General features: G+C 67.4%; 11 protein-coding genes and 1 pseudogene. 5 read left to right on the plus strand and 7 right to left on the minus strand.

Features of this window, described 5'->3' with window-relative positions; genetic code table 11:
- Nucleotides 1-2: 2 nt before the first annotated feature.
- The 4 genes from AC1RQC_RS19180 to pepN form a co-directional block, all read right to left on the minus strand.
- Nucleotides 3-1,472, minus strand: a complete 1,470-nt coding sequence (locus tag AC1RQC_RS19180; RefSeq protein ID WP_492374101.1) for a 2-hydroxymuconic semialdehyde dehydrogenase — start codon at nucleotides 1,470-1,472, stop codon at nucleotides 3-5.
- A 153-nt stretch (nucleotides 1,473-1,625) separates the two neighbouring features.
- On the minus strand, nucleotides 1,626-2,594 hold the full coding sequence (locus AC1RQC_RS19185; protein ID WP_492374102.1) for a LysR substrate-binding domain-containing protein: 969 nt from the start codon (nucleotides 2,592-2,594) through the stop codon (nucleotides 1,626-1,628).
- Nucleotides 2,595-2,918: 324 nt separating this feature from the next.
- On the minus strand, nucleotides 2,919-3,935 hold the full coding sequence (locus AC1RQC_RS19190) for a class 1 fructose-bisphosphatase (protein ID WP_416047949.1): 1,017 nt from the start codon (nucleotides 3,933-3,935) through the stop codon (nucleotides 2,919-2,921).
- 134 nt (nucleotides 3,936-4,069) lie between these two features.
- The gene (pepN, locus tag AC1RQC_RS19195) at nucleotides 4,070-6,769 is read right to left on the minus strand and encodes an aminopeptidase N (RefSeq protein ID WP_492374103.1); all 2,700 of its coding nucleotides are present in this window, start codon (nucleotides 6,767-6,769) and stop codon (nucleotides 4,070-4,072) included.
- A 330-nt stretch (nucleotides 6,770-7,099) separates the two neighbouring features.
- Here pepN and AC1RQC_RS19200 point away from each other — a divergent pair, with 330 nt between their 5' ends.
- Nucleotides 7,100-7,726: a DUF4136 domain-containing protein gene (locus AC1RQC_RS19200; protein WP_492884380.1), complete on the plus strand. Its 627-nt coding sequence runs from the start codon at nucleotides 7,100-7,102 to the stop codon at nucleotides 7,724-7,726.
- 273 nt (nucleotides 7,727-7,999) lie between these two features.
- On the plus strand, nucleotides 8,000-10,321 hold the full coding sequence (locus AC1RQC_RS19205) for an NADP-dependent malic enzyme (protein ID WP_492374104.1): 2,322 nt from the start codon (nucleotides 8,000-8,002) through the stop codon (nucleotides 10,319-10,321).
- A 133-nt stretch (nucleotides 10,322-10,454) separates the two neighbouring features.
- Here the strand turns inward: AC1RQC_RS19205 and AC1RQC_RS19210 are convergent, their stop codons facing one another.
- Nucleotides 10,455-10,700, minus strand: a complete 246-nt coding sequence (locus AC1RQC_RS19210) for a hypothetical protein (protein WP_492374105.1) — start codon at nucleotides 10,698-10,700, stop codon at nucleotides 10,455-10,457.
- 344 nt (nucleotides 10,701-11,044) lie between these two features.
- Between AC1RQC_RS19210 and AC1RQC_RS19215 the strand changes: the two genes are divergently transcribed.
- Nucleotides 11,045-12,157, plus strand: coding sequence for an aromatic ring-hydroxylating dioxygenase subunit alpha (locus AC1RQC_RS19215; RefSeq protein WP_492374106.1), 1,113 nt, complete (start codon nucleotides 11,045-11,047; stop codon nucleotides 12,155-12,157).
- Between the two features lie 80 nt (nucleotides 12,158-12,237).
- Here AC1RQC_RS19215 and AC1RQC_RS19220 read toward each other — a convergent pair whose 3' ends face one another.
- Complete coding sequence (locus tag AC1RQC_RS19220; protein ID WP_492884332.1) at nucleotides 12,238-13,797, minus strand: MFS transporter; 1,560 nt, start codon at nucleotides 13,795-13,797, stop codon at nucleotides 12,238-12,240.
- A 150-nt stretch (nucleotides 13,798-13,947) separates the two neighbouring features.
- On the opposite strand from AC1RQC_RS19220, the gene AC1RQC_RS19225 reads away from it, so the two are divergent.
- Nucleotides 13,948-14,829 carry a LysR substrate-binding domain-containing protein gene (locus tag AC1RQC_RS19225; protein ID WP_492374108.1) on the plus strand — a complete coding sequence of 294 codons (882 nt, stop codon included), beginning with the start codon at nucleotides 13,948-13,950 and terminating at the stop codon, nucleotides 14,827-14,829.
- Between the two features lie 63 nt (nucleotides 14,830-14,892).
- Here AC1RQC_RS19225 and AC1RQC_RS19230 read toward each other — a convergent pair.
- Nucleotides 14,893-15,276, minus strand: a pseudogene (locus tag AC1RQC_RS19230) (MFS transporter); the annotation flags it as partial.
- Between AC1RQC_RS19230 and AC1RQC_RS19235 the strand changes: the two are divergent.
- The gene (locus AC1RQC_RS19235; protein ID WP_492884386.1) at nucleotides 15,163-15,423 is read left to right on the plus strand and encodes a hypothetical protein; all 261 of its coding nucleotides are present in this window, start codon (nucleotides 15,163-15,165) and stop codon (nucleotides 15,421-15,423) included. The pseudogene AC1RQC_RS19230 and the gene AC1RQC_RS19235 sit on opposite strands and share 114 nt — an antisense overlap.
- The last annotated feature ends 6 nt before the right edge of the window (nucleotides 15,424-15,429 follow it).

Below are 15,429 nucleotides of genomic sequence, written 5' to 3' on the forward strand. Positions count from 1 at the left end.
GCTCAGAGCTTGATGCAGATGTTCGCCACTTCCGAGTAGAAGTCGAGCGAGTGGCGTCCACCTTCGCGGCCCAGGCCCGAGAGGCCGACGCCGCCGAAGGGCGTGCGCAGGTCGCGCAGGTACCAGGTGTTGACCCAGGTCAGGCCCACGCGCACCTGGCGCGCTACGCGGTGGGCGCGTGTCAGGTTGGTGGTCCACAGCGCGCAGGCCAGGCCGTAGGCGCTGTCGTTGACGCGGGCGACGACTTCGTCTTCGCTGTCGAACGGCGCGATATGGCAGACCGGGCCGAAGATCTCCTCGGTGACGCAGCGTGCGCTGTCCGGCAGGCCGGTCCAGATGGTGGGCATCACGTACGCGCCTTCGTCGCGCGCATCGCCGAACACCGGCACCTTGCCGCCGCAGACCACGGTGGCGCCTTCTTCCACCGCGAGGCGGAAATACGACTCCACCTTGTCGCGGTGGCCGCGCGAGATCAACGGGCCCATGTCCACGCCATCGTCGCCGGGGTAGCCGAGCTTGAGCGCCTGCGTGCGCGCCTTGAGCGCCGCCACGAAGGCATCGAAGATCGGCCGCTCGACAAATACGCGCTCGGAGCACAGGCAAACCTGGCCGGCGTTGGTAAAGGACGAGCGCAGCACGCCCGCCACCGCGGCGTCGAAATCGGCGTCGGCGAACACAACCGCGGCGTTCTTGCCGCCGAGCTCGAAGGAGATTTCCTTCACGCCGTCGGCCACCGCACGCATGATGGTGCTGCCGGTCCTGGACTCGCCCGTGAACGTGATGGCGTCGATGCCGTCGTGGCGGGTGAGGAACTCGCCGGTGGAGCCGCCGCCGAAGCCGTGCAGCAGGTTGAACACGCCGTGCGGCACGCCGGCCTGGTGGATGACCTCGGCCAGCAGCGCGGCCGAGGCCGGGGTCTCTTCCGATGGCTTGGCCACCACGGTGTTGCCGCACGCGAGCGCGGGCGCGACCTTCCAGGTCAGCAGCAGCAGCGGCAGGTTCCACGGCGAGATGATGCCGACCACGCCCACGGGCTTGCGCACCGTGTAGTTGAGCGCGCCCGCGCCATCCGCCGTGGGCGTCTCGTACAGTTCGTTGCCGGCGGTCTTGGCGAGGTCGGCGAAGGTGCGAAAGTTGGCGACGGCGCGCGCTACGTCCAGCGTGCGGGCCTGGTGCTCGGGGCGGCCGGTGTCTTCCACCTCGGCGGCCACGAACGCGTCGAAGCGGGCTTCGATGCCGTCGGCGATGCGGTGCAGCAGCGCCGCGCGCTGTTGTACGTCGAGTTGTCCCCAGGGGCCTTGCAGCGCGCGCCGCGCGGCTTGCACGGCGCGGTCCACGAGCGCCGCATCGGCTTCGCACACGTTGGCGACAAGGTGGCCGTCCACCGGGCAGGTGTCGGGAAAAGTGCCGGCGCTGGCGACGAACTCGCCGTCGATGTAGTGCCGGATGAGTGGAATGTTTTGCTTGGGCACGGGTTGGTCTCCGTGCTGCGCGGGGTGGGGGAAGGGTGCGCAGCGAGGACCAGTATATGGAGCGCCCCCCGGCCTTGCATAATGAAGAAGACGGCCCCTGGTATTCCAAAATGGCATGTCTGGAAGGGGCCAGGGTGGCCGGCTTCGGAGTGCTCAGCGCTCTGGCGGCAGTGCGGCGGCTTCGCGCAGGCAGGCGATGAAATGCGCGGCGGCGGGTGCCGGCGCGCGGTCCGTGCGCACCGAATAGCCGATGGTGCCAAAGCGCCCGATATCGCCCAGGTCAAGGATGGCCAGCAGCCCGAGGCGCACGAAATGATCGGCCACGTCGCGCGCCATCAGGCCGATGGCGCCGAGATCCTGCATCAGGCCGATATTGGTCAGCAGCGAGAGCGACTCCACCAGGTTGGCGGGCACCTGCAGGCCGGCGTCGAGGAACAGGCGCTCGGCGGCCAGGCGCGCGGGAGATTCGTTCAGCGGGAGGATCCACGGATGCGCGGCCAGTTCGGCCAGGCGCAGGCCGGCGCTGATCGCCAGCGGGTTGTCGCGTGCCACCACCACGCACATCGCGGTGTCGTACAGCGCGGTGTGCGTGAGCGCGAACATGCGGGCGAGCGGCAGATCGCTCTCCGGCAGGCGGCCGATGACCAGATCGAGCTCGCCGGTGGCAAGGGCGGGGAAGAGACGGTCGGTGGGGGCTTCGCGCACCGTCACCAGGATGCCGGGGCGGCGCGTTTTCATCAGCGCGATGGTGCGCGGCAGCAGCCGGGCCGAGGCGGAGATCAGCGTGCCGACGATGACGTTGCCGGTGTCGCCCGAGCGGAAGCTGTTGAGCTCGTCGGTGAGGTAGCGCAGCTCGGCGATGACCGACTTCACGCGCTCGCCCAGCAGCAGGCCGTAGCTGGTCGGCACCACGCCGCGGTTGGTGCGCTCGAACAGGGGGACTTCGAGGTCTTCTTCCAGCTCCTGGATCGCCTTGGTGACGGCGGGCTGGGTCAGGCTCAGCTCACGCGCTGCCCGCACGATGGAGCCGGACTGCAGCACGCGATCGAAGATCAACAGGGGCTTGAGCTTGAGGCGGCGCAGCATCACGTCGCTCAAGGTAACGGTGGGACGGCTGGACATGAGGCACATTGCTTTGACCGCCTGGTGGGGCGGAAGACCATGCGCCGATTATAGGGTGGGCACCGGTGCCGCTATATTGAGGTTTACCGCCGGCGCGCCTCGCGGGCCGCGCCGGCAAAGGCGTATTCGCGATCTACACCGAGTACGACCGCAATATCCTCTGGGCCTTCACCGAGAACGGCGCCTACGCATTGTCGACGAAGCCGGTACTGGGCGCGTCCGCTACGCCCTGGCCGCCGCTCAACGTTGCCGCACGGGCGCGATAGACGCAATAGAGAAAGGGACGCCGCGGCGTCCCTTTTTCGTCGATGAAGCCGCCAGCGATCAGCCGGCCGCTTTCTCTTCCTGGTGGTAGCGGGTTGCGCGTTCCACTTCGTTCTTCGAGCCGAGGATCACCGACACGCGCTGGTGCAGCTTTTCCGGCTGGATGTCGAGAATGCGCTCATGGCCATTGGTGGCCGCGCCGCCGGCCTGCTCGATCAGCATGGCCATGGGGTTGGCTTCATACATCAGGCGCAGCTTGCCGGGTTTCTCCGGTTCGCGCTTGTCCCACGGGTACATGAAGATGCCGCCGCGCGTGAGGATGCGGTGCACGTCGGCCACCATCGAGGCGATCCAGCGCATGTTGAAGTTCTTGCCGCGCGGGCCTTCGTCGCCGGCCAGGCATTCGTCGATATAGCGACGCACGGGCGGGGCCCAGTGGCGCATGTTGGACATGTTGATCGCGAATTCCTTGGTGTCTTCCGGGATCATCACGTCCGACTGCGTCAGCACGAAGCTGCCGGCCTCGCGGTCCAGCGTGAACATGTGCACGCCGTTGCCAACGGTCAGCACCAGCGTGGTCTGCGGGCCGTACACGGCGTAGCCGGCGGCGACCTGGCGGCTGCCGGCCTGCATGAAGTCGGCTTCAGTGACGGTCTGGCCCGGCTTGGGCATGTGCAGCACCGAGAAGATGGTGCCGATCGACACGTTCACGTCGATGTTGGACGAGCCGTCGAGCGGGTCGAACAGCAGCAGGTATTCGCCCTTGGGATAGCGGTTCGGGATCTCGTAAAAACTGTCCATTTCCTCGGACGCCATGGCGGCGAGGTGGCCGCCCCATTCATTGGCGTCGAGCAGGACTTCGTTGGCGATCACATCCAGCTTTTGCTGGGTCTCGCCTTGCACGTTGCCGGTGCCGGCCGAGCCGAGGATGCCGGCGAGGGCGCCCTTGCTCACGGAGTTGGAAATGGCCTTGCAGGCGCGCGCCACCACTTCGATCAGGAGCCGCAGTTCGGGCTCGATCGTGTTGTGCTTGCGCTGCTCCTCGACCAGGTAGCGGGTGAGGCTGATGCGACTCATGGGGATTCTCCTTGAATGGCCGCAATTCTACATGGGCGCCAGCCCGCCAGGCCAATGCCACCGGCCTGTGGGGTACTGTCGGCGGGGCCGGGGCGCGGTGCTGCCAGCCGCGCCCCGGCCAGCCCGGCGCTGCCTTACGGCGCCAGCGCCTTGCTCACGATCTCGCGCACGTCGCGGGACAGGTCGCTGGCCGCCGCCACCTGCTCCAGCGCGGCGCGCATGCGGTCGCGCAGCGGCAGGGCGTACTTCTGCCAGCGATCCATCACCCGCGCCAGGCGGGACGCCACTTGCGGGTTGATGGCGTCCAGCGCCAGCACCTGCTCGGCCCAGAAGGCGTAGCCCGAGCCATCCTCGGCGTGGAACTGGGCCGGGTTGGCCGCGCAGAAGCTGAAGATCAGCGAGCGCGCGCGGTTGGGGTTGCGCAGGTTGAAGGCGGGATGCTGCATCAGCGCGCGCACCGTGTCGATGGTGTGCTTGCCCTTGTGGCCGGCGCTTTGCGGCCCTACGGTGCCGCGCTGCGTGCCTTGCAGCGAGAACCATTTGTCGATCACCAGCGGGTCTTGCTCGAAGCGCTGGTAGAAATCGGCCAGCGCGGCCTCGCGGCCGGGGGCAAAGGTGTTGACCATGGCGCTGAGCGCGGCGAAGCGGTCCGTCATGTTGTCGGCGGCCATGTATTGCGCTTCTGCCAGCGCCTGCATGGCGGCGTCACCGCTGTCGGCCAGGTAGCCCAGTGCCAGGTTGCGCAGCGCGCGCTTGCCGGCGGACACCGCATCGGGGCTGTAGGCGCCCGGCGTGGCGTTGGCCTCGTACGCGGCCAGCCAGTCGGCCTTGAGCGCGCGCGCCAGCGCCTCGCGCATGAACTGGCGGGCGCGATGGATGGCCGCCGGATCGGCCACGCCCATGCGCTCGGCGAGGTAAGCCTCGGCCGGCAGCGTCAGGGCCTGCTCGCGGAAGGCGGGGCTGAGCTGCTGGTCGTTGAGCACGGTGCGCAGCGCGGCCACCAGCGCCGGGTCGAGGTGGAGCTCGCGGCCGGCCTGGCTCTGGGCCACCAGTTGCAGCAGCGCGCGCGTGGTCAGGCGCTGGCCGGCCTCCCAGCGGTTGAACGGATCGCTGTCGTGCGCGAGCAGGAAGGTCAGCTGCGCTTCGCTGTACTCGGCGTCGATGATGACTGGCGCGGAGAAGTCGCGCAGCAACGACGCCAGCGGCGGCTCGGCGCCGCGCGGCAGGTTGATGAAGCGGAAGGTCTGCTCGGCCTCGGTGAAATCCAGCACGCGCGTGGTGGCGCCGGGCTGGCTTTCCCCCTCGAGCTGCAGCGCAAGGTCGGCGCCGCTGGCGTCGATCAGGCCCAGTGCGAAGGGGATATGGAAGGGCAGCTTGTCCGGCGTGCCGGGGCGCGTCTCGATGCCGACTTTGGGGCTGGTTTGCGACAGCGTCAGTGCCAGGGTGCCGGCGGCCGCATCCCACGCGGTGCGCACCGCGACCACCGGCGTGCCGGCCTGGCTGTACCAGCGGCCGAACTGTGTCAGGTCGCGGCCATTGGCGTCGGCCATGGCGGCGCGAAAGTCGTCGCAGGTCACGGCCTGGCCGTCGTGGCGCTGGAAGTACAGGTCCATGCCCTTGCGGAAACCGTCGCGGCCTAGCAGGGTCTGGTACATGCGCACGACCTCGGCGCCTTTCTCGTACACCGTCACGGTGTAGAAGTTGTTGATTTCCTCGTAGCTGTCGGGGCGCACCGGATGCGCCATGGGGCCGGCATCTTCGGGGAACTGTACCTGGCGCAGCATGCGCACGTCCTCGATGCGCTTGACCGCGCGCCCGGATTCGGAGCCCATCATGTCGGCCGAGAATTCCTGGTCGCGGAACACCGTCAGGCCTTCCTTGAGCGAGAGCTGGAACCAGTCGCGGCAAGTCACGCGGTTGCCGGTCCAGTTGTGGAAGTACTCATGCCCGACCACGGATTCGATATTGCCGAAATCGGCATCGGTGGCGGTCTCGGCGTTGGCCAGCACGTACTTGGTGTTGAAGATGTTGAGGCCCTTGTTCTCCATCGCGCCCATGTTGAAGTCGCCCACGGCGACGATCATGAAGCGGTCGAGGTCCAGCTCCAGGCCAAAGCGCTGCTCGTCCCAGCGGATCGAGTGGATCAGCGAATCCATGGCATGGCGCGTCTTGGGCAGGTCCTGCGGCTCCACCCAGACCTGCAGCAATTTCTCCTTGCCGGAGGCGGACTGGATCCGCTCCTCGATGCACTCCAGCTTGCCGGCCACCAGCGCGAACAGGTAGGCGGGCTTCTTGAACGGGTCTTCCCAGACAGCCTCAAAGCGGCCGTCGGGCAGCTCGCGCTCGCTGATCAGGTTGCCGTTGGACAGCAGCACCGGGTAGGCAGCGCGCTGCGCGCGCAGCGTGACCCGGAAGGTCGACATCACGTCGGGGCGGTCCAGGTAATAGGTAATCTTGCGGAAGCCCTCGGCTTCGCACTGGGTAAAGAAGTTGCCGTTGGAAACGTAGAGGCCGGACAGCGACGTGTTGGCGGCCGGCTGGCAGGCGGTGACGATTTCCAGCGTGCCTTGCGCGGGCAGCTCGGGCAGCGTCAGGCTGTCGGGTGTCTGCTGCGCGCCTTCCAGCGGCTTGCCGTCGAGGCGGACCCCGACGAGCTCCAGTGCCTCGCCCGCCAGCACCAGCGGGCCGGGTGCCTGGCGCGTGAAGCGCAGGATATTGGTGACCACCGTGCGCGCCGGGTCGAGCTCGAGGGTGAGGTCGACGTGCTCAAAAGCGAAGGCCGGCGGAGTATAGTCTTTGCGATGGACGGTAACGGGCGTGTCGGTGCGCAGCATGAAGGAATCCTGTCCTCTGAGGGCCACTTGGGGCGGCATGGTCGCCATGGTCACGGCAGGCGGGCAGGGCGGAAGGCGCTGCCGGGCCGCGTGCCACGGCACTGAAGAACCCATTGTAGCCAAGCGCGGGCGCCCCGGCTCGGGCGCGCGGCGCTGGTGGCCGATCGGGACGGAATTCCGCCGGCCCGGCACGGTCAGAGTCACACAACGGACAACGAATCGATGAGGGGCATGATGCCAAAACGATGGCTGGCAACGCTCGGAAAGCTGGTGAAGCTTGGTCAGGATTGGGGCCGGATAGCCGGCGAAGGCTGGCGCGGCAGCCGCCTGATGGCGGGCGCGGCGCTGCTCGGCGTGGCGCTGCTGTCCGGCTGCGCCAGCACCGTCACCACCGAGGTGACGGCCTTCCGCCAGGGCGACTGGCAGAACGATCCGCCGCGCACCTATGCCTTCGATCGCACCGGCGGCCAGCAGACGCAGCTCGAGGACCAGACCTATGAGCAGTGGCTGGCGCAGGCGCTCTCCGGAATCGGCTTCGAGCAGGTGGCCCGGCCACAGGCGCATTACCTGGTCAGCATGGAGTACGACAGCAACTCGCGGCTGATGCGGATCCAGGAGACCAACTACGTCGACCCGTGGGGCCCCGGCTTTTATCCCGGCCCTTACTGGGGGCCTTACTACCGCCCCTGGGGCCCGTACGGCTGGGGTGGCCCGGGCTACTGGCCGCCGGTGACCACGGTGCGCGATGTGCCGGTCACCCAGTCCACGCTGCGCGTATTCTTCAAGGATGCCGCCAGCGGCCGCCGGGTCTACCAGGTCACGGCGAACCACCGCGCAGAGGGGTCGTCCCTGCAGGCGGCGATGCCCTACCTGATCCGCAGCGCCTTCGTGCAGTTCCCGGCGGAGAGCGGCCGGCCACGGCGGGTGACATTGCCGCTGGACCCGAATGACAAGTAGCAGGTGGCAAGCCACAAGCAAGCCACAAGCAAGGCATTGCCTGTGCGGTGGTAAAAACTGAATTGCCCGGCGAAAAGCCTTAAATCCCCGGATGCCCCAGTGGGAGGGGCTTCGCGCCGGGCTTGGGTGAGCTAGAATGACGGCTCGATTTTTCGGCCCGAGCCGCCGGAGCCCGTCTTTGAAAGCTGCAATGGAAGATTCCGGCAAGCCACGCCGGATACGACCGGCGCGGCCTCGGCGGGCACTGGCAGGGCCACTTCCTGGACGAGCATAATGACCAGCAAGACCGGCGGTGATGCACCGCAACATGCCCCCAACAGTCCTGAAGCGCAATTGCGCCTGGCCGCGCTGGAATACCACCGCAGCCCGACCAAGGGCAAGATCCAGGTAAACGCGACCAAGGCGCTGTCCAACCAGCGCGACCTGTCCCTGGCCTACTCCCCGGGCGTGGCCTACGCCTGCGAGGAGATCGCCAAGGATCCCGCGATGGCCGCCGAGTACACCTCGCGTGGCAACCTGGTGGCAGTGATCACCAACGGTACCGCCGTGCTCGGCATGGGCGACATCGGTCCTCTGGCCGGCAAGCCGGTGATGGAGGGCAAGGGTTGCCTGTTCAAGAAGTTCGCCGGCATCGACGTGTTCGACATCGAGCTCGATGCGCACGACCCGGACAAGATCGTCGAGATCGTGGCCGCGCTGGAGCCGACGATCGGCGGCGTGAACCTCGAAGACATCAAGGCGCCCGAGTGCTTCTACATCGAGAAGAAGCTGCGCGAGCGCATGAACATCCCCGTCTTCCACGATGACCAGCACGGCACCGCCATCATCTCGGGCGCGGCGCTGCTCAACGGCCTGAAGGTGGTCGGCAAGGATATCGCCAAGGTCAAGCTGGCGGTTTCGGGCGCCGGCGCCGCGGCCATCGCCTGCCTGGACACCATGGTGAGCCTGGGCGTGACCCGCTCGAACATCTCGGTGGTCGATTCCAAGGGCGTGATCTATGTGGGCCGCGACGCCAACATGGAACCCAACAAGGCGCGCTACGCGCAAGACACCTCGAACCGCACCCTGGCCGACATCGTCAATGGCGCCGATGTGTTCCTGGGCTGCTCGACCGCCGGCGTGCTGACCGCCGAGATGGTCAAGACCATGGCCGACAAGCCCATCATCCTGGCACTGGCCAACCCTGAGCCGGAAATCCGCCCGGAAGTGGCCAAGGCCGCGCGCCCGGATTGCATCATCGCCACCGGCCGCTCGGACTACCCGAACCAGGTCAACAACGTGCTGTGCTTCCCGTACATCTTCCGCGGCGCGCTGGATTGCGGCGCCACCAAGATCACGGAAGCCATGAAGCTGGCCTGCGTCAAGGCCATCGCCGACCTGGCCGAAGCCGAGCTGAACGACGCCGTTGCTGCCGCCTACGGTGGCCAGGAACTGAAGTTCGGCCCGGACTACATCATCCCGACGCCGTTCGACCAGCGCCTGATCGAGAAGATCGCGCCGGCGGTGGCCAAGGCCGCCGAGGAATCCGGCGTGGCCACCCGTCCGATCAAGGACCTGGAAGCCTACCGCCAGCAGCTCACCCAGTATGTCTACCACACCGGCCTGATCATGAAGCCGGTGTTCACGGCCGCCAAGGCCGCGCCCAAGCGCGTGGTCTATGCCGAGGGCGAAGAAGAGCGCGTGCTGCGCGCGGTGCAGACCGTGGTGGACGAAGGCCTGGCCCGTCCGATCCTGATCGGCCGCCCGCACGTGATCCAGATGCGCATCGACAAGGCCGGCCTGCGCCTGAAGGCCGGCACGGACTTCGAGCTGATCAACCCGGAAGACGACCCGCGCTACCGTGCCTACCACGAGGCCTACCACGCGCTGCGCGGCCGCGACGGCGTCACGCCGGACATGGCCAAGGTGGCGCTGCGCCGCTCCAATACGCTGATCGGCACCATGCTGATGCATATGGGCGACGCCGACGCGATGCTGTGCGGCACCGTGGGCCGCTTCGAAGCCCACCTGGAGCATGTGCGGGACGTGATCGGCCTGGCGCCAGGCGCCAAGGTGTTCGCCGCGATGAACGCGCTGATGCTCGAGAAGTACACGCTGTTCATCACCGACACCTTCGTCAATGACGATCCCACCGCGGAGGAACTCGCCGCCATCACGCAGCTGGCCGCCGAGGAGATCGCGCGTTTTGGCCAGCACCCGAAGGTGGCGCTGATGTCGCACTCGATGTTCGGCTCGTCGGACCGCCCGTCGGCCAGGAAGATGCGCGCGGCCCAGGAGATCCTGGCCCGCGAGGCACCGCACCTGGAAGTGGAGGGCGAGATGCAGGGCGACGCCGCCCTGGTCGAGGACGTGCGCCGCCACTTCCTGCCGGGCACCAAGCTGGCCGGCAGCGCCAACCTGCTGGTCATGCCGACGCTGGATGCAGCCAACATCGCCTTCAACCTGCTCAAGATCACGGGCGGGCAAGGCGTCACCATTGGCCCGATCCTGCTGGGTGCGGCCAAGCCGGTGCACATTCTCAACCCGCAAGCTACCACCCGCCGCATCGTCAACATGACGGCGGTAGCGGTGGCCGAAGCCAACGCGGTGCGCTGATCCGGCGGCGCGGCCGGCTTGCCGGCCGCCACCCAATGAAAACGGGGCTCCTTTGGAGCCCCGTTTTTTTTGACCGGCTTGTGAAGCAGTTCCGCCGGCCCGGAAAACCTGTCCCGCCCTGATCCCGTTGCCGCTATTGCAACATGTTGTACTGCTCGCGCATCACGACGATGATGGACTTGGCTGCTGCCAGCCGGGTTGGCAAATGGTCGTCCTCCTCGCGCGGGAAATCGACTTCCGCACTCCAGTTGCAACCGGTGTGGTCGGGCTGGTGAACTCGCATGGCGTGCAGTTCGCACTCGCCGCACTCTGGATTGTTGTTGAGGAACTGGTTCAGGATGGCCATCAACTCCGACCGGGTCTTTGCATCACGCCGCATGAGTCACCTCGTCCGTTGCCGTCTTGTTGCCTGGAACCTAAATTTAGGCACGCAGGCGCAGGCCCGCCAATTGAATCGCCCTATTAAGCAGCGACTTTCGATCCCGAAATCCGGTAGTTTATCTCTATCGCACTGCAGCAAATCCATGCTGCGTCGCGGCACCGGCGAAACCAGCGGCGTCCAAACCGGTCGAACCGCCATGGTGCGGCGCGCGCTGCCCAGCAGCGGGCGCGAGGCGTGCAATGCGCCGCCGGTCCGGCGGCGAGGCTCCCCTCGGCGCCAGGGCAATCTCGCGAACCTGGCGACCCCTGGCCATCCTCGCGGCCATCCTCAAGGCAATCCCCATGCTGAAGAATCTCTGGTATGTGCTAGGCCACTCAACGGATGTGCGTGCCGAGCCTGTCACGGTGACCGCGCTGGGCCAGAAGCTGGTGCTGTTTCGCGATAGCGCCGGCCTGGCCTGCGTGCTGTCCGACGTTTGCGCGCATCGGGGTGGCTCGCTCAGCCATGGCCGCGTGGTGGCCGGCGACGTGGCGTGCCCGTACCACGGCTGGCGCTACGACGGCAATGGCATCTGCACGCATATCCCGGCCCAGCCGGGACTGCGGGTGCCCACCCGGGCGCGGGTGGACGCTTACCCGACGGTGGAGCGCTTTGGCTGGGTCTGGGCCTTCCTGGGGGACCTGCCGCCGGCGGAGCGGCCGCCGCTGCCGGATCTGTCCTGGGCCGAGGATCCCCGTTTCCGGCTGGTGCGCGGGCATTTCGACTGGGATGCCAGCTGGGACCGCGTGATGGAGAACGGCCTGGATTTTGCCCACGCGCCATTCGTGCATGGCACGGCTTTCGGCGACCCCGCGCATCCCGAGATCGACGACTTCACGGTAGAGGCAGGCGAGTGGCAGGGCGAGGCGCGCATGCGCATGTACCGCCCGCGGCGCCGCTCATGGCCGGCGTGGCTCGCCCGCGGGGCAGCGGGTGGCCGGGTGCCGGTCTACACCACGCCGGGCTACCACTTCTCCGGGCCGTGCACCACGCTGCGGCTCGAGCCCCGTCCCGGCTGGGAGATCCGCATCGTTTCGGCGCACCTGCCGGTCGACGCCAAACGCACGCGCACCCTGTGGATGATGGGACGTACCTTCATGAAGAGCGCGCTGCTTGACGCGCGCACCCGCCGCAGCAACCTGCGCATCTTCGAGCAGGACCATGCCGTGCTATCCCGGGTTTGCCCCCAGCACACGCCCGACGACTGGCAGGAGGAAGTGTCGGTGCGCTCGGACGGCTTGCAGATCGCCTTTCGCAAGACGCTCAAGGCGCTCGAAGCGCGCGGCTGGGAGATCGACCTGGCCCGCGTGGCCAGCGAGTTCGCGGGGCGCAAGGCGTGCGCGATTCCGTGCCCGGCACGGCGTGAATCGTCGGCCTGGGCCATCGCCGGCGTGCCAACCCGGGGAGGCGGCTGAACGTACCGGGCATCGACCTGCGGCGGCTACCTGACGCAGGGCACGCCGCGCACCTTCCAGCTGGCGATGGCGGCGGACTTCTAAGCGCAGCGGCCCGCGGGATCGGCAACCGCCTGATGCCCTCGTTTGCCGGGGGCGAACATCATCAGGCTGAGCAAGGCGAGGACCCAGGCGCCAATCCCGCCATACAGCATCACCCAGCCAAAGCCATGGACCAGCGCCGCATGCAGCGCGGCGCCGGACGCGTCCAGGGCCGGCAGTTGCGCGAAGGCGTCACCGGGCGCATCCAGGTTGCCCGCGGCAATGCGCTGCGCCAGCGCGCGCAACTGCAACGCATCGAACGCCCCCGGAAAGGCACGCTTCAGATACGCAGAGATCCCTGCGACCAGGATGAATCCCATCAACGCGATATTGACCGCCAGCGAGATCATCCGCGCGCTCATGTCGATGCCGGAGGCCATGCCCGCGCGGCTGCTGGGAACCGAGCCGGTGGTGGTGTTGGTCACCGGCGTGTTGGTGATGCCCAGGCCGATGCCGGCCAGCAGCGAACCCGGCAGCAGGGTGAGCCAGCTCGCCTGCGCCAGGCTGCTGCCGAGCTTCATCAGCATGAAGCCCAGCCCGATCGTGAACAAGCCCAGGGGAATGACCCTGCCGGCCCCGTAGCGCAGCGCAAGCCGCTCTCCCAGCGGCGGAAACAACAGCGTGGGCAGCGTGTAAGCCAGCAAGGACGAACCGGCGGTCACGCTGCCGTAGCCCAGGCCGCCGTGGAAATAAAGCGGCAGGTAAATCATGAATGGCCAGAAGCTGAAGTTCATGCCCATGGAGCCAAGCAGCGCGCCCGAGAAGTCCCGGCTGCGGAACACCGAAACATCGAACATCGGATGCGGATTGTGTTTTTCCGCAAGCAGGAAAGCCACGAAGCTGGCCGCCGTCGCGGCCGTCATGCCGATCGCGGCGGCGCGGGAAACCCCGGCCTCCGGTCCCTGCGTGATCAGGTAGGCCAGGCCGAAAACGGCCAGCGACAGCGTGACGATGCCCGCGATATCGAGCTTGCCCGCCTGCGGATCGCGCGACTCTTCCACGCCCGCGAAGACCAGCGCCAAGGTCAGGATGGCCAGCAGCACGTGCACCAGAAACACCCATTGCCAGCTGGATACGGCAACGATCATGCCGCCAACGATTGGCCCGAAACCCAGGCCGATCCCGAACACGACGCCCCAGGCGCCAAAGGCCTTGCTGCGTTCCTTGCCTTCCTGGAACTGATGCGACAGGATCGCCACCAGGCAGATCAGCATCGCGCCGCCGGCCATGCCCTGGAGGAACCGGCTGGCAATCAGCACGGCGGCGCTTTGCGCCAGGCCGCAGATCAGGGAGGCGATGCCGAACAAGGCAATGCCGAGGACGAACATGCGCTTGCGGCCAAAGCGGTCGGCCAGCGTGCCGGCCGCCATCAGCACCGTGGTGCAGGCGATGGTGTAGGCATTCATGATCCATTGCATGTCCCCGAAGCCGCCGTGCAGGACGTGCTCAAGGGTGGGCAGAATGACCGGCACACTGGAAATCTCCAGGCCGAACATCAGCGCGGCCAGGCAGACGGCGGCCAATGCCATTTGGTTTTTACGGGAATGAGTGAGGCGCATCGATGGTGCTTTCCAGGCGAATCCGGTTGCGGGGAACGGATGGCGTCATGCTCGACGCCGGTCTTGGCGCACATTGTGGGCGAGTCCTCGTCATGATAGAAATGATCTAATTTCTTCCGATTCATTAGCGTTCATCATAAATAAGGGACCATGGATTTCGATCCGACACTGCTGCGGGCCTTTGTCGCCGTCAAGGAAACCGGCGGCTTCACGCGCGCGGCGCAGCGGCTGCACCTGACGCAGTCCGCGGTCAGCCATCAGATCCGGCGGCTCGAAGAGCAGGTGGGCCGGCCGCTGCTGCACCGCACGACACGCACTCTGACCCTGACCGAGGACGGCAACGATTTTCTCCAGCACGCGGAGCAGATCCTGGCCTCGCTCGATGCACTTTCGCGCCGGTTCCAGCCCTCTCCCGTTTGCGGCGTGGTGCGCTTCGGCGTGCCGGAAACCTTCCTGGGCGAGCGGCTGCCGCAACTGCTGTCACGGTTCTCCAGGGCATTCCCCGCCGTGCGTCTCGATGTGAGCGTGGGCACTTACCTGGACTTGCGCGCGATGATCAAGGCCGGCGAACTGGATCTTGCCGTGGTGTTGTCGGCGCCCGGCGGGGAGGGCGGCACGGTGTTGCAGCAGACGCAGTTCGTGTGGGCCGCCGCCCAGGCCTTCGAGATCGCACCGGGTGCGTCGTTGCCGCTCGCGCTGTCGCCCTCGCCGTGCGTCAACCGGCAGGTGGGCGTGGCGGCACTGGAGGGCACCTCCATACCGTGGCACGTGGCGTTTACTTCGCCAAGCCAGGAGGGCATCCGCACCGCGGTACTGGCGGGGCTCGGCGCCTCGGTGCAAATCCGCGGCGACCTGAAGCCGGGGATGAAGGTGGTCGATGGCCAGTACGGCTTGCCGGCGCTGCCTGCAGCGGATTTCGCGCTGATCTGGAGCGATGGCGAGAAGACGCCGGCCGCGCGCGAGTTCGGGCGGTTGCTGGTGAGCCTGCAGGCGCCGCCGCCCAAGCCCGGCCGGCGGCTCAAGAATCCCTAGCGCTCGCAGCGCCGCGCGCTAGGCTACGCCGGGACGCGCCGGGAACCCATGCCCGCGCGAGGCCCACGCAATCAGCAGCCCCACAACCAGCAAGACAAGCAGCGCCCACGGGAACGCGCCGACGCCGGCCACGGCCAGTGCGCGGCCCTTGAGGTGATCCGGCACCATGCGCCGCGCATAGCCCGCGAGCATGCACCAGATCAGGCCGCCCGCCATGCCGGCCGGGAAGCGCGCCACCAGTGCCATCACGTAGCCGGGCGCCAGCGCGGTAAGCGTATTGAAGACCAGCAGTCCCGCCAGCGCTGCCAGCAGCAATGGCCGGCGGCGCCAGCCTTGCGTGGCCGCGGTGAGCGGGATGGCCGCCACCAGCGAGCCGATGGCGTAGAGGCTTACGAACTGGCCAGCGAGCGCCTCGGATACCCCCAGCCCCTCGCTGATCGGTGCCAGCTGGACGAAGGCACGCTTGTCAGCGTGCTGGACGACTACAACCAGGACCGCACGATGCTGCGCGTGCTGTGGCCGTCCAGTCGCCAGCTGTCGCCCAAGCTCAGGGCCTTCGTGGACTTCATCGCCGGCAACCTGCCGGCAGCCTGAGCACGG

It is taken from the genome of Cupriavidus sp. GW822-FHT03E04, from assembly GCF_058801495.1.

Coding starts and splice junctions, on each gene's coding strand:
- AC1RQC_RS19205 (WP_492374104.1), top strand. CDS start 8,000: ATGACCAGCAAGACCGGCGGTGATGCACCGCAACATGCCCCCAACAGT.
- AC1RQC_RS19185 (WP_492374102.1), bottom strand. CDS start 2,594: ATGTCCAGCCGTCCCACCGTTACCTTGAGCGACGTGATGCTGCGCCGC.
- AC1RQC_RS19190 (WP_416047949.1), bottom strand. CDS start 3,935: ATGAGTCGCATCAGCCTCACCCGCTACCTGGTCGAGGAGCAGCGCAAG.
- pepN (WP_492374103.1), bottom strand. CDS start 6,769: ATGCTGCGCACCGACACGCCCGTTACCGTCCATCGCAAAGACTATACT.
- AC1RQC_RS19210 (WP_492374105.1), bottom strand. CDS start 10,700: ATGCGGCGTGATGCAAAGACCCGGTCGGAGTTGATGGCCATCCTGAAC.
- AC1RQC_RS19215 (WP_492374106.1), top strand. CDS start 11,045: ATGCTGAAGAATCTCTGGTATGTGCTAGGCCACTCAACGGATGTGCGT.
- AC1RQC_RS19225 (WP_492374108.1), top strand. CDS start 13,948: ATGGATTTCGATCCGACACTGCTGCGGGCCTTTGTCGCCGTCAAGGAA.
- AC1RQC_RS19200 (WP_492884380.1), top strand. CDS start 7,100: ATGGCGGGCGCGGCGCTGCTCGGCGTGGCGCTGCTGTCCGGCTGCGCC.
- AC1RQC_RS19220 (WP_492884332.1), bottom strand. CDS start 13,797: ATGCGCCTCACTCATTCCCGTAAAAACCAAATGGCATTGGCCGCCGTC.